The 20,389-nt window shown below is 51.6% G+C and carries 18 protein-coding genes; 10 read left to right on the top strand and 8 right to left on the bottom strand.

The window, feature by feature from the left end:
• The first annotated feature begins 424 nt into the window (after positions 1-424).
• The 4 genes from R2K28_RS08960 to R2K28_RS08945 all read left to right on the top strand — a co-directional run bounded on the left by R2K28_RS08960 (position 425) and on the right by R2K28_RS08945 (position 4,467).
• On the top strand, positions 425-1,918 hold the full coding sequence (locus R2K28_RS08960) for a multiheme c-type cytochrome (protein WP_316369293.1): 1,494 nt from the start codon (positions 425-427) through the stop codon (positions 1,916-1,918).
• A gap of 101 nt (positions 1,919-2,019) precedes the next feature.
• Complete coding sequence (locus R2K28_RS08955; protein ID WP_316369291.1) at positions 2,020-2,466, top strand: tetratricopeptide repeat protein; 447 nt, start codon at positions 2,020-2,022, stop codon at positions 2,464-2,466.
• A gap of 27 nt (positions 2,467-2,493) precedes the next feature.
• Complete coding sequence (locus R2K28_RS08950; RefSeq protein WP_316369289.1) at positions 2,494-3,162, top strand: c-type cytochrome; 669 nt, start codon at positions 2,494-2,496, stop codon at positions 3,160-3,162.
• 18 nt (positions 3,163-3,180) lie between these two features.
• Positions 3,181-4,467, top strand: coding sequence for an NAD(P)/FAD-dependent oxidoreductase (locus tag R2K28_RS08945; protein WP_316369288.1), 1,287 nt, complete (start codon positions 3,181-3,183; stop codon positions 4,465-4,467).
• A 653-nt stretch (positions 4,468-5,120) separates the two neighbouring features.
• On the opposite strand, the gene R2K28_RS08940 is transcribed toward R2K28_RS08945, so the two are convergent.
• Positions 5,121-6,029 (bottom strand): crotonase/enoyl-CoA hydratase family protein, encoded by a 909-nt coding sequence (locus tag R2K28_RS08940; protein ID WP_316369286.1) that lies wholly within the window; start codon positions 6,027-6,029, stop codon positions 5,121-5,123.
• Positions 6,030-6,426: 397 nt separating this feature from the next.
• Between R2K28_RS08940 and R2K28_RS08935 the strand changes: the two genes are divergently transcribed.
• The 3 genes from R2K28_RS08935 to dusA all read left to right on the top strand — a co-directional run bounded on the left by R2K28_RS08935 (position 6,427) and on the right by dusA (position 11,468).
• Positions 6,427-8,997 (top strand): hybrid sensor histidine kinase/response regulator, encoded by a 2,571-nt coding sequence (locus tag R2K28_RS08935; RefSeq protein WP_316369283.1) that lies wholly within the window; start codon positions 6,427-6,429, stop codon positions 8,995-8,997.
• A gap of 293 nt (positions 8,998-9,290) precedes the next feature.
• Positions 9,291-10,487 carry a YbfB/YjiJ family MFS transporter gene (locus tag R2K28_RS08930; protein ID WP_316369282.1) on the top strand — a complete coding sequence of 399 codons (1,197 nt, stop codon included), beginning with the start codon at positions 9,291-9,293 and terminating at the stop codon, positions 10,485-10,487.
• Between the two features lie 12 nt (positions 10,488-10,499).
• Entirely contained in the window at positions 10,500-11,468 is a 969-nt protein-coding gene (gene dusA, locus R2K28_RS08925; protein ID WP_316369279.1) for a tRNA dihydrouridine(20/20a) synthase DusA, read from the top strand.
• Here dusA and R2K28_RS08920 read toward each other — a convergent pair.
• The 4 genes from R2K28_RS08920 to R2K28_RS08905 all read right to left on the bottom strand — a co-directional run bounded on the left by R2K28_RS08920 (position 11,458) and on the right by R2K28_RS08905 (position 14,449).
• Positions 11,458-12,030: a YceI family protein gene (locus R2K28_RS08920; RefSeq protein WP_316369277.1), complete on the bottom strand. Its 573-nt coding sequence runs from the start codon at positions 12,028-12,030 to the stop codon at positions 11,458-11,460. The two genes, dusA and R2K28_RS08920, sit on opposite strands and share 11 nt — an antisense overlap.
• Before the next feature lie 406 nt (positions 12,031-12,436).
• Positions 12,437-13,036, bottom strand: coding sequence for a flavodoxin family protein (locus tag R2K28_RS08915; RefSeq protein ID WP_316369275.1), 600 nt, complete (start codon positions 13,034-13,036; stop codon positions 12,437-12,439).
• 22 nt (positions 13,037-13,058) lie between these two features.
• Positions 13,059-13,604 (bottom strand): cytochrome b, encoded by a 546-nt coding sequence (locus R2K28_RS08910; protein WP_316369273.1) that lies wholly within the window; start codon positions 13,602-13,604, stop codon positions 13,059-13,061.
• Positions 13,604-14,449, bottom strand: a complete 846-nt coding sequence (locus tag R2K28_RS08905) for a pirin family protein (RefSeq protein ID WP_316369270.1) — start codon at positions 14,447-14,449, stop codon at positions 13,604-13,606. The genes R2K28_RS08910 and R2K28_RS08905 overlap by 1 nt, the downstream gene beginning before the upstream one ends.
• 114 nt (positions 14,450-14,563) lie before the next feature.
• On the opposite strand from R2K28_RS08905, the gene R2K28_RS08900 reads away from it, so the two are divergent.
• Positions 14,564-15,484 (top strand): LysR family transcriptional regulator, encoded by a 921-nt coding sequence (locus tag R2K28_RS08900; RefSeq protein ID WP_316369268.1) that lies wholly within the window; start codon positions 14,564-14,566, stop codon positions 15,482-15,484.
• 10 nt (positions 15,485-15,494) lie between these two features.
• A complete protein-coding gene (locus tag R2K28_RS08895; RefSeq protein ID WP_316369266.1) occupies positions 15,495-16,589 on the top strand; it encodes an FkbM family methyltransferase in 1,095 nt (364 codons plus the stop codon).
• Between the two features lie 29 nt (positions 16,590-16,618).
• On the opposite strand, the gene R2K28_RS08890 is transcribed toward R2K28_RS08895, so the two are convergent.
• A complete protein-coding gene (locus R2K28_RS08890) occupies positions 16,619-16,963 on the bottom strand; it encodes a hypothetical protein (RefSeq protein ID WP_316369264.1) in 345 nt (114 codons plus the stop codon).
• Between the two features lie 73 nt (positions 16,964-17,036).
• The gene (locus R2K28_RS08885; RefSeq protein WP_316369262.1) at positions 17,037-18,605 is read right to left on the bottom strand and encodes a bifunctional aminoglycoside phosphotransferase/ATP-binding protein; all 1,569 of its coding nucleotides are present in this window, start codon (positions 18,603-18,605) and stop codon (positions 17,037-17,039) included.
• A gap of 161 nt (positions 18,606-18,766) precedes the next feature.
• On the opposite strand from R2K28_RS08885, the gene R2K28_RS08880 reads away from it, so the two are divergent.
• Complete coding sequence (locus R2K28_RS08880) at positions 18,767-18,967, top strand: YgaP family membrane protein (protein ID WP_116447857.1); 201 nt, start codon at positions 18,767-18,769, stop codon at positions 18,965-18,967.
• A 79-nt stretch (positions 18,968-19,046) separates the two neighbouring features.
• On the opposite strand, the gene rimO is transcribed toward R2K28_RS08880, so the two are convergent.
• Positions 19,047-20,387 carry a 30S ribosomal protein S12 methylthiotransferase RimO gene (rimO, locus tag R2K28_RS08875; protein ID WP_316369711.1) on the bottom strand — a complete coding sequence of 447 codons (1,341 nt, stop codon included), beginning with the start codon at positions 20,385-20,387 and terminating at the stop codon, positions 19,047-19,049.
• Between the last annotated feature and the right edge of the window lie 2 nt (positions 20,388-20,389).

Raw genomic sequence — 20,389 nt, 5'->3', positions numbered from 1 at the left:
AAAAGTAAAAATATCCAATAAATAGCGCTGTAAAACGAGTTTTGGAAATATTCATTACAAAAACAAAAACAGCACTTATAAGCTATTTATTTGAACATTGAATATTGCAAAATAATTATTCCGTGGAAATGCTTGATCTAGATCAAGGCGGTCATCTTCCCGAATCGTTTTTATAGGCATGTGTAAGCATAATAATGAACAGGGTTTTACTGACTAGATATCAAGTGAAACCATGCAGTCCCCATATAAAATAAAACTTGGGGTTGGGGGAACAGTCGTAACGATCCATTCTGCTATTTGGCTTGCTAAACCTAGGGTGGGAGATTTCATTTGCTAACTTGCCTCTTCTTGCATCTCGATTGCATAGAGGCCTTGCTTTGCTCCTGAAACTCTACCTTTAAGTCAACCCATTAAGGAGGGAGCTATGAATTGCTTCAGTAATGGTCGGTTTACAGCGATACTGGGGAGTGTTGTAACTGGAATCACCCTGCTATTCCAGGTCACAACAGCCGATGCAGCACGACCTTCTGGCGAAATAGGTAAAGATTGGGGTAATCCGAAAGGCCAAGAGTGTATTGAATGTCACTGGCAAGAGGACCCAGGACTGACCATGGAGTGGAACAACAGTCAACATGGTCAGAGCGGTGTCAATTGCCTCGATTGTCATGAGGCCAAAGCGGATGACAAGGACGGTTTCGAGCATGAGGGACAACGCATCTCCATCATTGTCACCCCGAAGGACTGTTCGAAATGTCACTCCGTCGAGTTCGAAGAGATGGATGGCTCTCACCACTCCAAAGGTGGCCAGATACTCGCATCACTCGACAACCTCCTGGGTGAAGTAGTCGGCGGCCCCGCCGCTGTAAATGCCGGCTGCCGCCAATGTCACGGCTCCACGGTCGAAATAGGTGAAGACGGCAGACCGCTACCGACCACCTGGCCAAATACCGGCATCGGACGTATCAATCCGGACGGTTCATCGGGTTCCTGCACCGCCTGTCACGGCCGCCACCGCTTCTCCAAGGCCCAGGCCCGTACCCCAGACACCTGTGGTAAGTGTCATGTGGGTCCCGACCACCCGCAGATCGAGGTCTACAACGAATCCAAGCATGGCATCATCTATCGCGCCAAGGTCGATGAGATGAACATGGAGTCTGACAAGTGGGTCGCCGGTATCGACTACTCCGCCGCCCCCACCTGCGCCACCTGCCACATGAGCGCCGGTGGCAAAGAGGGTAAGACCCATAACGTGGGTGATCGTATCTCCTGGACCCTGCGTCCGCCGATCTCTCAGAAGATCAACCTGGTTCGCCTGGAGAACGGTGATGAGTTCGACGTCAAAGAGGGTAAGAAAATACCCAAGGTCGGTGACAAGGCCAAGGGTTCTACCGTGGTCGAGGTCGTGACCTGGAAGGAGCGTCGCAAGAAGATGCAGGAAGTCTGTAAGGCCTGCCACAGCGACAGCGTCATCAATGGCCACTATAACCAGTTCGACAACGTGGTGGAACTCTACAACGAGAAGTTCGCCAAGCCGATCGCCGCTGTAATGGGCGAGTTGAAAAAGAACGGCTATATCACCAAGGCCCCGTTTGACGACAAGATCGAGTGGACCTGGTGGGAGATCTGGCATCACGAAGGCCGCCGCGCACGTCACGGCGCGTCCATGAGTGGTCCTGACTATACCTGGTGGCACGGTATCTATGATGTGGCCAAGCACACCTACATGAAGTGGATACCTGAGCTGAAAGATGTGGCTATGAAGAAAGACGGCAACACCAAGTTCGCCGACGCCATGCTCGACAAGTACTTCCGTCCGATCGATGGCCATACCTGGTACTTTGAGGGTATGAGCAAAGAGGCCATCGATAAGGTGCGTAAGGGCTTTGAAGAACGCTATGGCAAAGGCGCTCTCAAATAAGATGGTGTAAGCAGTGGTTCAGGCCCCTTCAGGATCTTCCTGGAGGGGCCCTTCAGCAGCCACATATTTTTATATCTCAAACCTTACAACAGAGGTATTACATGCCAGTTTTTTATAAATACCTTATTGCAGCACTGCTCAGCTTAGGGATGGCCCTACCGGCACTGGCAAACAAGAACCCAGACAGATTAATCGAACGGGCGCAGGAGCAGGCAGAAGCTGGGGACCTGTTGGCGGCTCAGTCCACTCTCCAGGAGGTTGTCGAAACCGCCCCCTCCTCCCTGGCCTATACTCGTTTGGGTGGAGTTCATTTACTGCAACAGGCCTACTCCACAGGCATTAAGCATTTTCAACAGGCTATCATGCTCGATCAGTCAAACTCCAAGGCCTTCGTCGGTTTGGCTGTCGCCTACTTGCACATGGGCAGGTACCAGCTTGCCCGGGAGGCGCTGAAACAGGCGGAACAGCTGGATCCCGAGAAAAAACAAGAAATCGAAAAAGTGCTCACATGGTTGAATCAGCGTTCATCACAAGATTATGGGCATTGAGCATGTATTCCATCAGAGGAGATTTTCATGAACAGCAGAAAAACAACGCTACTGGTTATAACAATCAGTCTGCTACTGGGATGGGTTTTAGCCGGGTGCGCCACGCAAACTCAATCAGCAAAGGAATCCAAACCCTCCAAGCAGGCTGCGGCTGAGGCACCTGCTGCTGCGGCAAAAACCTCCGGTATTCGTTCCCCCAGCATGCTGGCAAATACCTGTGCCGGATGCCATGGCACCAACGGCGCCAGCGCCGGGAAGATCATGCCGATCATCGGTGGTATGGAGAAAGAGTACATGCAGCTGGTATTGGAGGAGTTCAAGACAGGTGAACGGGACTCAACCATTATGGGACGCATCGCAAAAGGCTACTCGGATAATGAACTTAAGGCGATTGCCTCCTACCTGGCAAATCAGCCCTGGGTATCCAGCCCGTTCAAGGCCGATCCCAAGCTGGCTGCCATGGGTAAAAAGATTCATGAAAAAAAGTGCAAGACCTGTCATGAGGATGGAGGTCGGGTACAGGAGGATGATGCACCACGTCTGGCTGGACAGTGGCCCGACTACTCCCTGCACTACCTCAAGGATTGCCATAAGAAGGGCAGACGCTGTGCACCACGTAAGATGGGCAAACGTGTGATGAATCTCTCTCAAGAAGAGTTGAAGGCCATGGCCCACTACTACGCCAGTGAAAAATAGTTGCAGGGGAATATTAAAATGACTCAAATTACTCGAAGAAAATTTGTCAAGGCCGCTGGCGCATGTGCCGCGCTGGGAGCAATAGTCTCTATCACTCCCCAGGCCTTCGGACAAGCCAAGAAAGGCCGTGTGATCGTAATCGGCGGTGGTTATGGCGGTGCCATTGCAGCCAAGTACATCAAAATGGCGGATCCGGATATCGATGTTCTGCTGATCGAGAAAAACGCCAATTATGTCTCCTGCCCGATGAGTAACGAGGTGCTTGGGGGGGATAGGGATATCGAGAGTATTACCTTTGGTTATGCCAAGCTCAATGACAATCATGGCATAAATGTTGTCACCGATGAGGTAGTATCGATCGACCCTGACAAGCACTCCGTCAAGGGTAAGAGCGGCAAACAATACAACTATGATAAGTTGGTTGTCTCACCCGGCATCGAGTTCCGTTATGACAAGATCGAAGGCTATAGCGCAGAGGTTGCAGAGCAAATTCCACATGCCTGGAAAGCGGGGCCGCAAACCCTTACCCTGCGCAAGCAGCTAACGGCAATGAAAGATGGTGGTGTCTGCTATATCGTGGCGCCCCCAAATCCCTTCCGCTGTCCCCCTGGGCCTTATGAGCGTGCCGCGCAAATCGCCCACTACTTCAAACAGCATAAACCCAAATCCAAGGTCATCATCCTGGATACCAAGGATAAGTTCTCCAAGCAGGGCCTGTTCATGCAGGGTTACAAAAAGTTCTATGGCGATACGGTGGAATGGGTAGCTGGGGCTGCAGGAGGCATCATTGAAGGGGTGGATGCCAAAAGCAAGACCCTAATCGGGCAGGTCGACGAATACCAAGGGGATGTAGTGAACATCATTCCGGCACAAAAAGCCGGAAAGATTGCCCAGATTGCAGGCCTGACAGATGACTCAGGCTGGTGCCCAGTCGATCAGATGACCTTTGAGTCAAGCATCCATAAGGATATTCATGTCATTGGTGATGCCTGCATAGCGGGCAAAATGCCGAAATCAGGCTATGCGGCCAACTCCCAAGGCAAGGTTTGTGCCGCGGCAGTGGTTGCTGCGCTGAATGGAAACGAACCTGGAGAACCCTCCTACGTCAATACCTGCTATAGCATAATAGCCCCAGAATGGGGAATCTCCGTAGCAGCAGTTTATCAACTGGTAGGGGGGAAAATAGTCGGTGTAAAAGGTGCTGGCGGCCTATCACCCATGAACGCGAATGCACAAACCCGTGCCATCGAGGCAAAGTTCGCTCACAGCTGGTTTACCAACATCACCGCTGACATGTTCACCTGATAACAATAAACCTCTTTTTAGAGAAACAGGCTTATTAAGCGCCACCCTGTGGCGCTTTTTTTTATCACTGTATTCATGCATGCAACAGTAGTACGACGCGATAACACCATAATTCTCGGCTGCATACTGCAACAATGCACCCATCCGCAACCTATTTCGAGCAGCCGTTCCCCCAACAGCCATCCATGCAGGTTTCACAAAAGCCTAGTGAACCTCGGGTCAAAACATACTTATACAATGCTTTATCGTAGACTTGAATGTCCCAGGGTCGATCGATTGCCAGTTATCACCTGGTTATTGTTCTTATAGTTTGACTGTGTTTTGCAAGGGCGCGATCAGCGACTACTGATGGAAGTAAATAAGCCAAATGCCACTGATTGGTTTCAATTCAAACGATCGTTCGATTGGAATTAACCTGTCAACAGATTGTGTACACACATCAACCGGCACATAAGGATATATGTACACCCCTGGAGCTGCCAATAGAGCTTCATAAATTATGGTTGCACCAACCTCCACCCCCTGTGTAGGGGGTGAGGCCAGCACACCGTACCATTACACCAAATTATATTAATCCATTATATTTATAAGTATCCTTTGTCCCCCACTATCCTTTAGCTAAACAAACAAATTATTTCTACCCAACACGCTCATTAGCCATGACTCTGCATGGGCAATTCATTGGGTTTCTCATTAGTTTCTTGCTGCCTCATCATCTTTGTTTGCGCCCTGACGAGCCTTGACATCGCAGAAATATCCCGATCATTGAGGGAGAAAGCCGCATCCACCCAGTCATTCGCAATATCCAGCAACTCTTGCTTATCCAATGGCAGGACCCGGTTGCGCATCTTAATCACAGAGCGCCTGGTGATATTCGATTTATTGAGACGTTTGATGAATGATCTCAGTGCCATCTCACCTTCTCCAGGCTCTGCAACCACATCCACAATGCCCATTTCATACAACTGTTCTGCGGTATAACCTTCGGCATTGATAATCATCCGTTCCACCAGTGCGGGGGAAATCCGTCTGGATAGGAAAGAGTAAGCCCCCATGCCGGGAAACATATTAAAAACAACCTCGGGGAATTTAAACATCGTGCCAGCTTCAGCAATGATGTAGTCACTGGATAGCGCTGCTTCGAATCCTGCCCCAAGCGCTGTCCCGGTAACCAGTGAGATGGTACGTACATCGGCGTTGAGATTGACGAAATTGGCATACAGCACATCAATGCTCAGTTCTGCATAGTTTTGCAGGGTCTCTCTGTCACCTGAGGTGATCATGTCGACAAAAAATTTCAGGTCTCCACCAAGATTGAAGATACCGGGCACATCTGAACCAAAAATTAAAAAATCAATATCAGTGTTCAATTCCTTGCGGATGAGGTAGTCACTCGTCCATGTTTGAAATCTATTGATATCTTTCAGTAGCTGAGGTGAAAAACAGGGAATAGCGCCAGGATCCATGGCAAAAGTAAGGGTTTTATAACTCTCGTCATAGCGGATGTTGAGTGTGTCGAATGATAATTCTGATAGAGATTGTGTAGGTACGGCTTTGAGCATTTTCATTTCCTCATGGGTAGATGTCATGGTGTCTGGTATTTTGTAGGTTTATAGTCCCACCGCAAATTAAAATTGAATCGATGGTGGCTTTATCTTAGGCTCTGCCACCACATGATAGAAACAGCATTTCGTAAAATGATTAAAGACTGAGTTAGTAAAACAGTGTGATCGTGAACCATTTCAGCTTTCATTGGGAAGTAGAATCCTTTAAGTAATTGATCTTGCGCAATATAATTAGTCATTTAACCTTTTTATGGGAAACTAATTCTTATTATGGGTAAAATTTCTACTGTTTACAGTCGCAACCATTAGCTATATACATTCAAAAGAATGCCTTGATTGTTACAATAGACGAAACAGGAATACTAAAAATCAGCCACTTAGGGGTATAAAAGCCATGGCAGGCAATACGTTGAAAGAGGTTTTTAAACTACCCAGACTCTCGTTCATCTCCCAGGGACTGAGTGATGAGGCACGCCTGGAGTATGAGCAGGGACTGATTCGACTCTTTTTCACCTTTATCGTATTCACCTATCTGCTGATTTCAGATCTGACCAATCCTCTCGGCAGCACTCATGCCACAGCCACCAACCTGGCTGCTGGATACGAAATTTTCTCTTTTCTCATAATACTCTCGTTTATTTTCGCCAAACAGGGTTCGAAGCTGCGTAAGACTGTCACCATGCTGGGTGACCACATGATGACCTGTCTTGCCATGTATGGCGCGGGTGAGGTCGGCGCACCGCTGTTTACTGTCCTGCTCTGGATCACGGTTGGATATGGCGCACGATTTGGCAACAACTATCTCTATCTTGGCATGTTGCTCTCGACCTCAGGTTTTCTGGTGGTGATCAATACCACCCCCTTCTGGATTGCTCACCCAGTGGTGGGTTATGGCTTGATCGTTACCAACATCATCATACCTATTTTCGTCTCCAAAATTCTCGGACAACTGGTAGAGGCCAAGGCCATTGCCGAAGCGGCGAATCAGGCAAAGGGGCGTTTTCTTGCCAACATGAGTCATGAGATGCGCACACCGCTGACCGGTATCATCGGTATATCTCAGCTGTTGATGACCGAAAATCTGACTAAAAGGATTGCCAAGAAAGTCAACACAATGCACTCCTCTGCAAAACACCTGCTTACCCTCATCGATGACGTCCTGGATTTTTCGAAAATCGATGCCGGTGAAATCAAGATCGAAGTTCATGAGTTCGATCTGCATGCCCTGGTGACAAACGTCAGCGCATCCCTTGAACCTATCGCCAAGCAGAATAACATCAGTTTGATGACCCATATCTCCCCAGAAGTTCCATTCAATCTGCTAGGAGATCACCACCGTATCCAACAGGTACTCAACAATCTTGTCGGCAACGCCATCAAGTTTACGCGTCAGGGTTATGTGGATATCAGAGTCAATCCGTTGCACACAACGAGCTCTATGCTGAACTTAAGATTTGAGGTAATCGACACCGGTATCGGAATTGCAGAAGAGGGTTTGAAAAACATTTTTCAACGCTTCAACCAGATCGATGATTCAATTACCAGGGAATATGGTGGTTCCGGCCTTGGCACGACAATCTCCAAAGAGTTGGTCAACGCAATGGGCGGTGACATCCACGTGGAAAGCACCTTGGGAAAAGGTTCTCGCTTCTATTTTGATCTTCCCCTTGAGATACCGGAATCCGCAAAGGAACAGCGCTACACTGGACACACTACAATTACATTCACCAACAGCCTTAAATTCTATAATAGGATCAACCAGCCACTAAAACTTTGGGAAATAGGCAATGATGTGGCAAGTACAGTTGAAGAGTTGACTGAACTCATCACTCAGACAGCTTCTTTCACTGAACAACAACCTCTATTACTGCTGGATGCTGAACACGTAAGTGACAACCTGGAGCAGTTGATACAACAATTACATGAATTAACAATCAATCAGGCCCATCTGATACTGATTGACACTGTTGGTAAATTCCAACCATTCGACATACCGCCAGAAATTGATGCTGTTGTGCATGATCTGGAGAATCGACGCCAGCTCTATAACGCCATTCACACTGCGTTTCTTGATACCAGCCTACCTGAGGGTGTACAGGCAATCGATCGCTGGGATCAATCTCAAAGCCAGCACAGGCTGAAGATTCTTGTTGCTGAAGATACCGCGGTCAACCGCCTGATTCTGGGTGAGATGCTGACCAAGGCCGGATATGAAGTCGAACTGGTGGAAGATGGGGAGCGCGCGTTGGAAAAATTCGAAGATTTTGAATTCGATCTAGCCATACTCGATATGCAGATGCCCCGCATCGGTGGCTTGGACGTTATCCGCGAATACAAATCAGGGTATGGTTTGATAAGGGACATACCCTTCATCGTACTAACCGCAAATATCTCGAATGAAGCAGAACTGCAATGTAAGGAAGCAGGCGCTGACGTCTATCTGCAAAAGCCAATCGACATGCATGCTTTGATCAGCGAAATCCACCGCCTGACGGATAGTGATAACAAAATATCGGAACAGGCTCCCGCCAATTACACGGTGGTTCGTAAAACAACCCCATTCACATCCAAACAACCGCAATACCTGGACAGGGACACGCTTGACCAATTAAACAGATTGAGTACACGCGATAACTTTTTCGAAGAACTGGCAAACCACTTCCTCAAAGATGTCTACAGTTGCACCGAGCGTATGGAAATTGCACTCCAGGCTAACGACATCTCCCAGATCGTCGATGACGCACATGCAATCAAAGGTGCCGCCGGCAATATTGGCGCCATCTACCTTTTTGACAAGGCAAGCAAGCTGAACAGATCGTCGAGTGAAGAGATTAGGCGCAATGGCCAGGCTTATCTGGATGAACTGGCTACCGTCATCGATAAAACCAAGACCGCTTTGGAAAACTATCTTGAGGATAATCACATAAATTTCAAACTGATCAACCGCAAAGAGAAAGCAGATTAGACTCAACAGTGGCTATGGTGTAATTCTCCTTACCCTATCCAAGACACTCTCTATTGATGTATCCAGTGCCTTTAGTGGAAGGGTATTCCGATGCCTAGCCATTACTATTGGTACATAAGCCAGATGCAGTGCAACCTTTTCAGTTATCAGCTCGTCTCGATATTGACTGTTGTTCAATTCATAAATAGGCATTAAGGTACAACCCAGTCCTACGGCCACTCACCCTAAAATACCATCCAGGGTGCCAAACTCCATGGTTTCACCCTATATATGCTGCAAAAGGAGCCTCCAATATGCCTGACCAGGCAGATCGCCTAAAGGTATTGGCTGGCGGTGTCATCAGCCTCATCCTGATGCTCGGTATCGCCCGCTTTGCCTATACACCGCTGCTGCCAATCATGTTGGAACAGGCGGGGCTTGGACTCTCCGAGGGGGGATGGCTGACGGCTGTCAACTATCTGGGATACCTGTGTGGCGCAATCACAGCCTCACTGATCAGCGACCTGGTGCTCAAGGACCGTCTCTACCGCATCGGCCTGGTGGTGGCCATTGTCTCCACATTGGGCATGGGGCTGACAGAGAATATATGGCTCTGGTCCTTCTACCGCTTCATTGCCGGATTGAGCAGCGCGGCAGGACTGCTGCTGGGTTCCGGTCTGATTCTCAACTGGCTCATCCGTCATGGTTATCGCAGTGAACTGGGGATCCATTTCAGCGGTGTCGGTCTGGGTATCGCCTTTGGTGCGATTGCGGTTGAACTGATGCGTCACCACCTGGACTGGCGAGACCAGTGGCTGATGCTGAGCCTGATGGGCAGCCTGATGGCCATACCCGCGTGGGCATGGTTACCCCCTCCCGACACCAGCCAGGTGACACACAGCGGCGAGGTGATGGTCGACGCCCCACCCAGCCGACGTTTTCAGCAGATCTTCATGGCCGCCTACTTCTGTGCCGGTGCGGGTTATGTGGTCAGCGCCACCTTCATTGTGGCGATTATCGATGAACTGCCAGGGCTATCCGGCCTGGGCGCCTGGAGCTTCTTCATCCTTGGCCTGGCAGCGGCACCCGCCTCTATCCTTTGGGACCTGGTGGCACGTCGAATAGGTGATCTCAACGCCCTGCTTATCGCATTTCTATTACAAACTATCGGAATTCTGTTACCTGTCTTGGATCCCAGCCCCATGATGGCAATAACCGGGGCATTATTGTATGGGGGGACGACTATCGGTATCGTCAGCCTGGTGCTCACCATGGCCGGGCGCTATTACCCTACCCGCCCCGCCAAGATGATGGGAAAGATGACCATATCCTACGGCATTGCCCAGATTGTTATCCCTGCCATCACCGGCCTGCTTGCGGAGCGTAGCGGCAGCTATAGTGACGGACTCTATTTGGCGACAGCAATCATGACTGTGGGTACGTTGCTGATATTCAGTCTCAGGCTACTGGAAACCAAGCAGACGACCGTTAAAATAGACACCGGTCACTGAAACAACAGTTGTATGATCAATCGAAAACTCTCAATTGCGCCAATGCTGGATTGGACAGATCGCTACTGTCGCTATTTCCTGCGCCTTATCTCGAAACAGGTGGTGCTGTATACAGAGATGGTTACCACCGGTGCCCTGTTGCATGGCGACCGGGCGCGCTTTCTCGATTTTGATCCCACAGAACATCCGCTTGCGCTGCAGCTGGGCGGCAGTGATCCGCAAGAACTGGCCGCATGCGCGAAGCTGGGCAGTCAATGGGGCTATGATGAGATCAACCTCAATGTGGGCTGCCCCTCTGACAGGGTCCAATCGGGACGCTTCGGTGCCTGCCTGATGGTAACGCCAGAGGTGGTCGGTGACTGTATCAAGGCCATGCTGGACAGCGTCTCCATCGATGTTACCGTCAAACACCGTATCGGTGTGGACGATCGGGACAGCTACCAGGAACTGTGCGACTTTGTCGGCAGCGTCTCTGAATCCGGCTGTAAAACCTTTATCGTACATGCCCGCAAGGCCTGGCTGCAGGGATTGAGCCCGAAACAGAATCGTGAGATCCCACCCCTCTCCTACGAGACGGTGCATAACCTCAAACGGGATTTCCCCCAGCTTGAGTTGATCATCAACGGCGGCATCACCAGTCTCGATCAGGTAAGCGAGCAACTGCAACAGGTGGATGGTGTGATGATCGGTCGCGAGGCGTATCACAATCCCTGGATACTGGCCCAGGCCGACCGATTGATATTCGGTGAGTCTGAAACCTCTTTGAGCCGACACCAGGTGGTCGAATCATTGATCCCGTTTGTCGAGAGTGAACTGGCGAAAGGAACCCCGATCAATCGCATTACACGCCATATTCTCGGTCTGTTTCAAGGCCAACCCGGCGCCAGAAAATGGCGCCGGGTGTTGAGCGAAGGGGCCCATTTGGCGGGCGCCGATACACAACTGTTGCGTCAGGCGGCAGCCCAGGTTACTACTGTCTGATCCCTTCTATCGATAACTCCAGTTGGACATTTTTCGAGGCCGGCCCCAGATCGAAGGCGATGCCGAAGTCGCCAAGCGCAATCTCTGTGGTGCCAAAGAAGCCGCGTCTGTATCCGCCCCAGGGATCATTGCCGTGACCGATATGTTGAACCGCGATCACCACCGGTTTGGTGACGCCGCGCAGGGTGAGGTCGCCTTTGAGCTCGGCCTTGCCATCCCCCTTCTCGGTAAAGGCGGTTGAGGTGAAGGATGCCTTGGGGTATTTATCCACATACAGGAAATCCTCGCCACGCAGATGCTTGTCACGCTCCCCATGATTGCTGTCGACACTGGCCGGCTTGATATCCACAGATATTTTTGCGGCCTGGGGATTTTTCTCGTCATAGCTGAAACTGCCGCTGAACTCGTTGAAACGGCCCATCAGCCAACTGTAGCCGAGATGTTTGATGCGGAATTGAATGAAGGCATGGGAGCCTTTGGTGTCGATTACATACTCTTCCGCCTGAAGGGGTGTGGTAAAAACAAAGCTGGCAGCTACTAATGATATTAAAAGGTTTTTCATCGATTTCTCCATCTGTTTAATAATGAAACAAACTTTCAGTTAAGGAGCGGTTGGTGGTCATCTTTCGTAGCAGCGGCAGGGACGTCGCGGTAGCCCCTCCAGCATACCCCAAGGGCACTTCCTTCGGGCGCAGAGAAGTGCTGTAGGGGCGGCGTAGAAAGATGACTGCCAGTCGCGTGAAACTTGGGTAGTACTCCTCGTTATTTTGTTCAAAACACCAACTACTTTCGCTTTTCCTAATTTAGGATCTGATAACTGAGATACTAAGCTGGTTCAACACAGCAGATGTCAGTCTCTTAATCTGGGTTTTAATACACCGAGATATTTGCAGGCTCTACGCGGCTGATGGTGGTCTTTCTCAGCCGCTCGTTTAACTGCATATGGTTGCTAGTTTTCAATCCATTGCTCAAGCAGCTTCCCTTCCCCGTATCAGTTGTTGCGTGATGGTGGCGACCCGGGCGCCGTAGGCCTCGGCAGTGGCAATATCCCCTGTCGAAGGTGCATCACCGGGATCGACCTGAAAGCTGGCCGCCATCGGTCCCATATAGGAACCTATACGGTTCATCACCTCTGGACCGGGTCCTTGGATGCGATTCATCGAATCCGGATCGCTGGCTGCGGGTTGCATACCCAGGCTGACGTAGATCATCCCCTGCTGCATGGCATTGATCATCAGGCCCACCAGGGTATTGAGTTTGTCCCCCGAGTAGGAACTGGAGTTGGTGAAGGCCCCCGCCACCTTATCCTTCCAGGCCTGGGTGAACCACTTGGCCGCGGCGGTCTCGAGGAACTTTTTCATCTCCGCCGACATACTCCCCATATAGGTGGGCGTACCGAAGATAATTCCATCCGCATCATCGAGGCTGTCCAGGTCGGCACTCGCCTCTTCCGTGGTGAGCAGCACCGCCTCCACACCAGCGACGGACGCAGCGCCTCGATGCACAGCCTCCGCCTGTAACTTGGTGTGACCGAAGCCACTGTGATAAACGATTGCTACTTTAGTCATCCCGATCTCTCCTCAGGTTAAATCAGGTCCCCAGCATGCGCTTGAGGCTCCGGTCATGGTCAATAAAGTGGTGTTTCAAGGCAGCCATGGTATGCAACAGACTGAGAACAATGATGCTCCAGGCAAGATATAGGTGGACCTTGCCGGCGATATCCTCCTGCCCATCGAGACCGCTCAGGATTGCCGGTATGGCGAACCAGTCGAACACCTCCAACCCCCTGCCATCGGCGGTCGATATCAGATAGCCGCTGATCGTGACAGTGATGATCAGCAGATAGAGCAGCCAGTGCACCAGGGTTGCGGCCTTTCTTTCATAGGGCTTGTGGCTAGGCAGATGATCGGGGCGCGGCGTCATGAAACGCCACCCAAGGCGTAGCAGCAGCACAAACAAGAGCATCACGCCTATGCCTTTGTGCCACCAGGGCCCCAGCTGATACCAGGCATCGTAGTAGCCCAGCTCGCGCATCCAGAGTCCAAGACCGAACAGGCCATAGATCGCCAGGGCCACCAGCCAATGCAGCAGAATGGCGATCAGGCCGTAGTTCTCCCTGTCATTGGCCAGACGCATCAGAAACGGCCCTCCTGATAGTCGTTGAAGGCCTGTTGCAGTTCCGCCTCGTTGTTCATCACGAAGGGACCGCGTCGGGCAATGGGTTCGTCCAGGGGTTGGCCCGCCACCAGCAGCAACCGGCTCGATTCCTGCGCTGCTATTTCCACACTATCCCCCTGATCCAGCACTGCCAGAGTGCTCCCTTCCAGTTTCGATCCCTCGATCGATACCGCCCCCTCCACGAGGTAGACAAAGCCATTATAGGGCTCTGGCAAAGGCTCGATGAAGCTGCTGCCGGCGGGCAGGGTAATGTCGTAGAAAAGTGCCGGCGTCACCAATTCACTCACTGGTCCTGTAGTGTGTTGAGAGGTTTGCCCCGCCACCACGCGCACCTCGACGCCATCACCCCGCTCCTCCAGTGGAATCGCCTGGCTATCGAACTCCTGGTAGCGTGGGTCGATCATCTTTTGACTCGCAGGCAGATTGACCCAGAGCTGAAAGCCGGACAACAGGCCATCCTGCTGCTGCGGCATCTCGGAGTGGATCACTCCTCTCCCGGCAGTCATCCACTGCACGCCACCCGTCTCCAGAAGACCGGTATGGCCGGCATTGTCGCGATGCTCCACCTGTCCGGCCAGGAGATAGGTCACGGTCTCGAAGCCCCGGTGGGGATGGGGTGGAAAACCTCCGATATAATCATTGGGATCATCTGAAACAAAATGGTCCAGGAGTAGAAACGGATCGAATTGGGGTAGCTGTGGTCCGCCGATAACCCGGGTCAGGCGTACACCGGCCCCATCGGAAGTCTCTTGGCCAACCACGACCCTCTTAATTCCTCGTCTGTTGTTTACAAGCTGTTCCATGACAGCCTCCTCGCATAAATGCTGAGTAATTTAATCAGTTATTGTCTAGTTTATATTGTCAATATTGAAGATAAAGGCCACAATTCAAGAAACACTGTTGCAGAATTTAGAACAATGGATCGATTAGAGTGCTTAGAGAGCTTCGTTGCCGTGGTCGAGTCAGGCCAGTTCAGTGCGGCTGCGGAACGCTTGGGATTAGGCAAGTCGGTCATCAGCCGACGGGTTTCGGAGCTTGAAGAGTATCTGGGTGCACTGCTGATCCAGCGCACGACCCGGCGCCTTTCCCTGACTGACGCCGGTCGCACCTTCTATCCGCGTGCGATTCAGCTGCTGGAAGATCTGGCGGAGGCGGAGCAGTCGGTCTCCACCGCCCAGCACGCCTTGAGCGGCCGCATCCGCCTTGCCGCCCCCCTCTCCTTCGGAGTGATGCATCTAGCCCCCGCCTTGAACAGTTTCATGACCAAACACCCAGGGGTGATATTGGACATGGATTTCAATGACAGCCAGGTCGATCTGATCCAGGAGGGTGCGGACCTGGCCCTGCGCATAGGGAGGCTCGAGGACTCAACCATGGTTGCCCTGCCCCTGGCACCGATCCGCGCAGTGGTCTGCGCCAGTCCCGGCTATCTCGCCCGCTACGGTACACCAGAGACACCGCAAGCACTGGCAGGTCATCAGTGCCTCTGCTATTCAAACCTGCCGGAACCGCAAAAATGGCGATTCATCGACAACCAGGGGACTTCACATACGGTACGGGTGGAGAATCGCATGCAGTCCAACAACGGCCAGATCATCCTCGAGGCCGCCGCAGCCGGTCACGGTATCTGTCTCTCCCCCACATTTATTGCCTATAGAACCATCCTGGAAGGGCGTCTGGTGCCAATCCTCAGCAATTTCAAAATACCTGAGGCAACCGCCTATGCCATCTACCCGAACCGCCGTTTCATACCCCAGCGGGTCAGGGTGCTGGCCGAGTATTTTCGTGAGCTGTTTGGGGAACGGCCCTATTGGGATGAAGGAATCGTCGGCAGCTGAGGAAAGAGTTATGAGTGATTTTTTCAAACAATTGATGCAAGGGATGCGGCAGCACTACCGTAATCAGCATCGGGATAATTTCGATTTTGAGATCCGACCTCATAATTCGCCCTATGCTGTCAAAGCAGAGGAACGCTCGGCCCTGGAGGAGGAACTTGCCGAACTGTTGAACAGTGGGCAAAGTGCTTTAATCTTTCCCTCGATACACGGTGGCGACTACTTTCTCGAACATATCGAAGCCTTCGAGCCAATGTACGAAATGTTGGGGGACACACAAAGCCGTAAGCGCTATATCGAAGTCCTACTCTATAAGATCCTTGGTTTCACGAAGGTGAAGCTATCCTTAAACACCCCAGAATTTTGGGAGCAACGTGCTGAGATAGCCCGTTGTAAGGGTGACCTGACAATCGAGGCGAACTTCCGGGAAAGCTGTCTGCATCTATACGATTTGAGATCCATCGGCTTCGATGTTTCGATGTTTTTGTTTCAAAACGGCATCTTTGTGGATTTCGTGCTGGAGCAGTATCGTTACCAGGATCATGTTTGTGTCGAGAAGGGGGATATCGTAATTGATGGAGGTGGATGCTGGGGCGATACGGCGCTATATTTTGCGGAAAAAGGCGCTGGGAGCGTCTATGTCTTCGAATTCATCCCTTCCAATGTTGCTATCTTGCGACAGAATCTTAATCTCAACCCCCAGCATGATTCTGCGATCCATATTATCGAACATCCACTGTGGGAGAGATCCGACCTGCCGCTAAGCTATCGCGACAAAGGGCCAGCAAGCCAGGTGGGGGCTGAAGGAGAGTTTGCAGATGTGATTGAAACACTGAGTATTGATGACCTCTACCGCCGTGAAGCACTTGAACACGTCGATTTTATCAAAATGGATATCGAGGGTGCTGAACTGAGTGCCCTAAAGGGTGCGGCGAAAACAATTCGCACCCACAAACCAAAACTGGCGATTTCCGTCTATCACAAGTATGACGACATGATCGAGATCCCCCGCTACCTGCATTCACTGTGCCCCGAATACCGATTCTATTTCGACTATTACACGATCATCGGTACCGAGTTTGTGCTTTATGCGGTCTGTCCGGGATAGGGAACGACTGGTTGCAATGGGACTGGTAATTACAGTATTGACTCAATCAGGTCATCGTCTTTGATTAATATAAGCAGTTGTTCGAGATGCAAGAAACCATTTTCATCAGCTATTGTTTGTGATTCCTGAGTCAGTCTTGTTCTATATCCCCTACACAATTCAATCACCTCTTCACGGCTGAAACTCTGCTTCACCTGTTTTTCCAATATACCGGATGCAGCGCCATCAACAAGCGTCACCTCAGCCGAACGCCGAATCATTGCACTTTCACCCGTAGCCTCTTCAGAGGCTGTCAATGGACCGGTCTTGGTATATCGCTTACCCTGATATTCAAATTGTTGGCCGATTTTGAGATGGGGAAAACGCATATTCAAACCCGATTGAAACGTGGATCTCGATTACAAAGATACTAATTATCTTATTAACTGTTCGTAGTGGAAACCACCACTATCTCATCAACCGCTGCAGCACAGTGGCCAACAATCCCGGAGGTGGGAAATGTTCGCTGTCGATACTGACCGTCCTTTCGAACTCCAGTGAGGTCAAGGGCTCACGTTTTTGCAGCTGCAGCTTGAGCACGGCGAGATCAGCCTCGGAGGCATCTCCTCCCCGCTCGCACCTTTCCCGGACCCGATCCATCAACAGGGACTCCTCTGCCTGACAGTCGACTATCACCACCGGCACCTGCTGACTCTCCGCCAGCTGCTGAAACAACTCCCGCTGCCACTGTGCCAGGCAGGTGGCATCGATGATCACGGAAAAGCCCGTGCGTAGCAGCTGTTTCGCCATTCCAGCCAGATGATTATAGGTTATCCTGGTTGCACGATCACTGTAGCGCTGAGTGGAAGTATCACCATCATCCTGATCTGGAAAGAGACGCTGGCGCTCCACATCGGAACGAATCCTAATCGCCATCAATTGCTCTGCAAGCCAGCCGCTGACGGTGCTCTTCCCCGACCCGGAGACACCATGGGTCAGGATCAGAGAGGCGGGAGGGTGACGTATCAACGACTCCGCCAGATTGAGAAAACTGCGGTACTCATCCAACTGTTGTTCCCACTCCTCATGGTGCAAGCCCGACTGCATGGCCCGTATGGCGCTGACCTTGGCGCGTACTATGGCACGATAGAGTAGATAGAATCGCAACAACGGCAGACCGGCATAGTCACCAGTCCGTTCCAGGTAACGGTTCAAGAGTAGATCGGCGGCGTGATTCATACCACGATGCTGCAGATCCATGAGCAGAAAAGCGATATCGCTGAGGGTATCTATCCAACGCAATCCCGGATTGAACTCGATACCGTCGAAGGGGATTATCTGATCTTCGAAAATAGCGATATTGCCTAGGTGCAGGTCACCATGGCACTCACGAATATGCCCGGCAAAATAGCGCTCTTCCATGATCGGTTGCAGTACGATACTTTGTTGCTCGCACCATGTCTGAAGGGTATTGAGTCGCTCTATCTCAAACAGAGGTTGTTTCAACCCCCGTATCAGCCTGAAGTTTTCCAGCACTGGCCGAATGATATGATCTGGTGTGCCAAAGGGCATGCCGTTGGATATGGAGGGTATCGATTGATGGAAGTCGGCCATGATGTTAGCCAGGCGTTCGATGGCGTCCCTGTCAGGCAGGGCATGGCTGAGCAGGTCCTGCTGACGGAAACGGCGCATCTCTACCGCGTACTCGATCACGCCCTCATCGGTATTGATCACGGGACGCTCAAGCGTACCGCCTATACCCACCACGCCGAGATAGAGGTTTGGTGCCAGGCGAAGATTGAGTCGCAACTCCTCCTCGCAACACTGACGGCGCCTCTCCAGGGTTGAAAAGTCCAGAAAACCGAGATCGAGTGGCTTCTTGATCTTATACACCCGCTCCCCCACCAACAGCAGATGTGAGATGTGGGTCTCGATATGCTCGACCTTGCCCTCAGGATGGCCAAAACATGCCGGACAGTTAACCAATCGCCCTATCAAGCGCTCCTGCAGATCCGAATCTTCATGGTCCAGGGTCATAGTGGATGATGTCCTTGACTAAATATTAGATAGTGCTAATATTGCGTCCAATTTTTATCGCAGACACTCTCTGCGATGGCTCAATCCATACATCACACATCCTGATCCAAGTTTTCCAGATGTGATTGTTGGACAATCATAGATAGTTTAGAGGCAAATCCATGAATATCGACCGAATTGTTCTCGCTTTTGCAGGTGTGGTAATACTTCTAAGTGTAGTGCTTTCACACTACCACCACCCCTACTGGCTCTTCTTGACCGCATTTGTAGGTCTCAATCTTTTACAATCTGCGTTCACCGGATTCTGCCCATTGGCTACAATTTTAAGGAAGATGGGCAAGCAGAGCGGATCAGCGTTCTGATCTACAACCCTAGCCAATTCCGGCGTTTGTCCCTTTACGGTAGGTTGGCGCGGCGCAAGGATGCGCCAGTTCTAATACCCTAATCGATCTCCGTTTCATCCACATCCACCGGCTCTGCCTGGAGATCGTGGGCAGTGGCAGCGGTGACTCGTACCTCGATGAAATCCCCTGGCTGCAGATCCCAGGCCCCGGGAATGTAGACCCGGCCATCGATCTCCGGGGCATCCGCCGCACTACGGGCGACAACCTGCTTCTCTCTGACCTGGTCCACCAGCACCACCAACTTACGGCCAATCTTGGCCTGTAAGCGCTCGCGGCTGATCTCAGCCTGCACCTGCATAAAACGGGCACGGCGCTCCTCTTTTACCTCGTCTGGTACTGCATCCGGCAGCTCATTCGCCTGGGCTCCCTTTACCGGGGAATAGGCAAAACAACCTACCCTGTCGAGCTGGGCCTCGCGCAGAAATACCAGGAGCTCGGCAAATTCCGTTTCCGTCTCACCGGGAAAACCGACGATAAAGGTGCTGCGCAGGGTCAGATCGGGACACTCCCGGCGCCATCGTTCAATCCTGGCCAATACCTTCTCCGTGGCCGCCGGACGCCGCATGGTTTGCAGCACTCGCACATTGCCATGCTGCAATGGCATATCGAGATAGGGCAGGATATGCCCCTCCGCCATCAACGGGATCAGGTGATCCACGTGGGGATACGGATAGACATAGTGGAGTCGTATCCAGGCCTGCAACTCCCCCAACTCCGCAGCCAATGCCTCCAATTTCGTGGCCACCGGCCTGCCCTGCCAGAAATCGGGTCGGTATTTGATATCCACCCCATAGGCACTGGTGTCCTGGGAGACAACCAACAGCTCCCTGACACCGGATTCCACCAGCCGTCGGGCCTCTAGCATGACCTCCCCGAAAGGCCGGCTCACCAGGGGGCCCCGCAGATCCGGAATAATGCAAAAGCTACAGCTATGATTACACCCTTCGGAAATCTTCAGATAGGCATAGTGCCCCGGCGTCAGTTTAATGCCTTGTGGCGGTACCAGGCTGGTAAAGGGATCATGGGGCGGAGGCAGTTGCCGGTGCACAGCCTCCATCACCTCCGCATAGGCGTGTGGCCCGGTAACCGCCAGCACCTGAGGGTGCGCATCACGAATACGCCTCTCATCCTTACCCAGACAACCGGTCACGATCACCCTGCCGTTCTCCTCCAACGCCTCACCGATCGCATCCAGGGACTCATCCACCGCCGCGTCGATGAAACCGCAGGTATTCACCAGCACCAGGTCGGCGCCATCATAACTGGCGGAAAGCTCGTAGCCTTCGGCACGCAACCTGCTCAATATCTGTTCCGAATCGACCAGGTTTTTGGGGCAGCCCAGACTGACAAAACCAATTTTGGGTGGGGTTTCAGACATCT

This window comes from Candidatus Thiodiazotropha sp. CDECU1 (assembly GCF_963455295.1).
Taxonomy (GTDB): Bacteria; Pseudomonadota; Gammaproteobacteria; order Chromatiales; family Chromatiaceae; genus Thiodiazotropha.
This window is presented reverse-complemented; position numbering and strand designations above follow the sequence as displayed.

Coding starts and splice junctions, on each gene's coding strand:
- R2K28_RS08960 (WP_316369293.1), top strand. CDS start 425: ATGAATTGCTTCAGTAATGGTCGGTTTACAGCGATACTGGGGAGTGTT.
- dusA (WP_316369279.1), top strand. CDS start 10,500: ATGATCAATCGAAAACTCTCAATTGCGCCAATGCTGGATTGGACAGAT.
- R2K28_RS08895 (WP_316369266.1), top strand. CDS start 15,495: ATGAGTGATTTTTTCAAACAATTGATGCAAGGGATGCGGCAGCACTAC.
- R2K28_RS08885 (WP_316369262.1), bottom strand. CDS start 18,605: ATGACCCTGGACCATGAAGATTCGGATCTGCAGGAGCGCTTGATAGGG.
- R2K28_RS08955 (WP_316369291.1), top strand. CDS start 2,020: ATGCCAGTTTTTTATAAATACCTTATTGCAGCACTGCTCAGCTTAGGG.
- rimO (WP_316369711.1), bottom strand. CDS start 20,387: ATGTCTGAAACCCCACCCAAAATTGGTTTTGTCAGTCTGGGCTGCCCC.
- R2K28_RS08920 (WP_316369277.1), bottom strand. CDS start 12,030: ATGAAAAACCTTTTAATATCATTAGTAGCTGCCAGCTTTGTTTTTACC.
- R2K28_RS08880 (WP_116447857.1), top strand. CDS start 18,767: ATGAATATCGACCGAATTGTTCTCGCTTTTGCAGGTGTGGTAATACTT.
- R2K28_RS08950 (WP_316369289.1), top strand. CDS start 2,494: ATGAACAGCAGAAAAACAACGCTACTGGTTATAACAATCAGTCTGCTA.
- R2K28_RS08900 (WP_316369268.1), top strand. CDS start 14,564: ATGGATCGATTAGAGTGCTTAGAGAGCTTCGTTGCCGTGGTCGAGTCA.
- R2K28_RS08910 (WP_316369273.1), bottom strand. CDS start 13,604: ATGCGTCTGGCCAATGACAGGGAGAACTACGGCCTGATCGCCATTCTG.
- R2K28_RS08915 (WP_316369275.1), bottom strand. CDS start 13,036: ATGACTAAAGTAGCAATCGTTTATCACAGTGGCTTCGGTCACACCAAG.
- R2K28_RS08945 (WP_316369288.1), top strand. CDS start 3,181: ATGACTCAAATTACTCGAAGAAAATTTGTCAAGGCCGCTGGCGCATGT.
- R2K28_RS08940 (WP_316369286.1), bottom strand. CDS start 6,029: ATGCTCAAAGCCGTACCTACACAATCTCTATCAGAATTATCATTCGAC.
- R2K28_RS08905 (WP_316369270.1), bottom strand. CDS start 14,449: ATGGAACAGCTTGTAAACAACAGACGAGGAATTAAGAGGGTCGTGGTT.
- R2K28_RS08935 (WP_316369283.1), top strand. CDS start 6,427: ATGGCAGGCAATACGTTGAAAGAGGTTTTTAAACTACCCAGACTCTCG.
- R2K28_RS08930 (WP_316369282.1), top strand. CDS start 9,291: ATGCCTGACCAGGCAGATCGCCTAAAGGTATTGGCTGGCGGTGTCATC.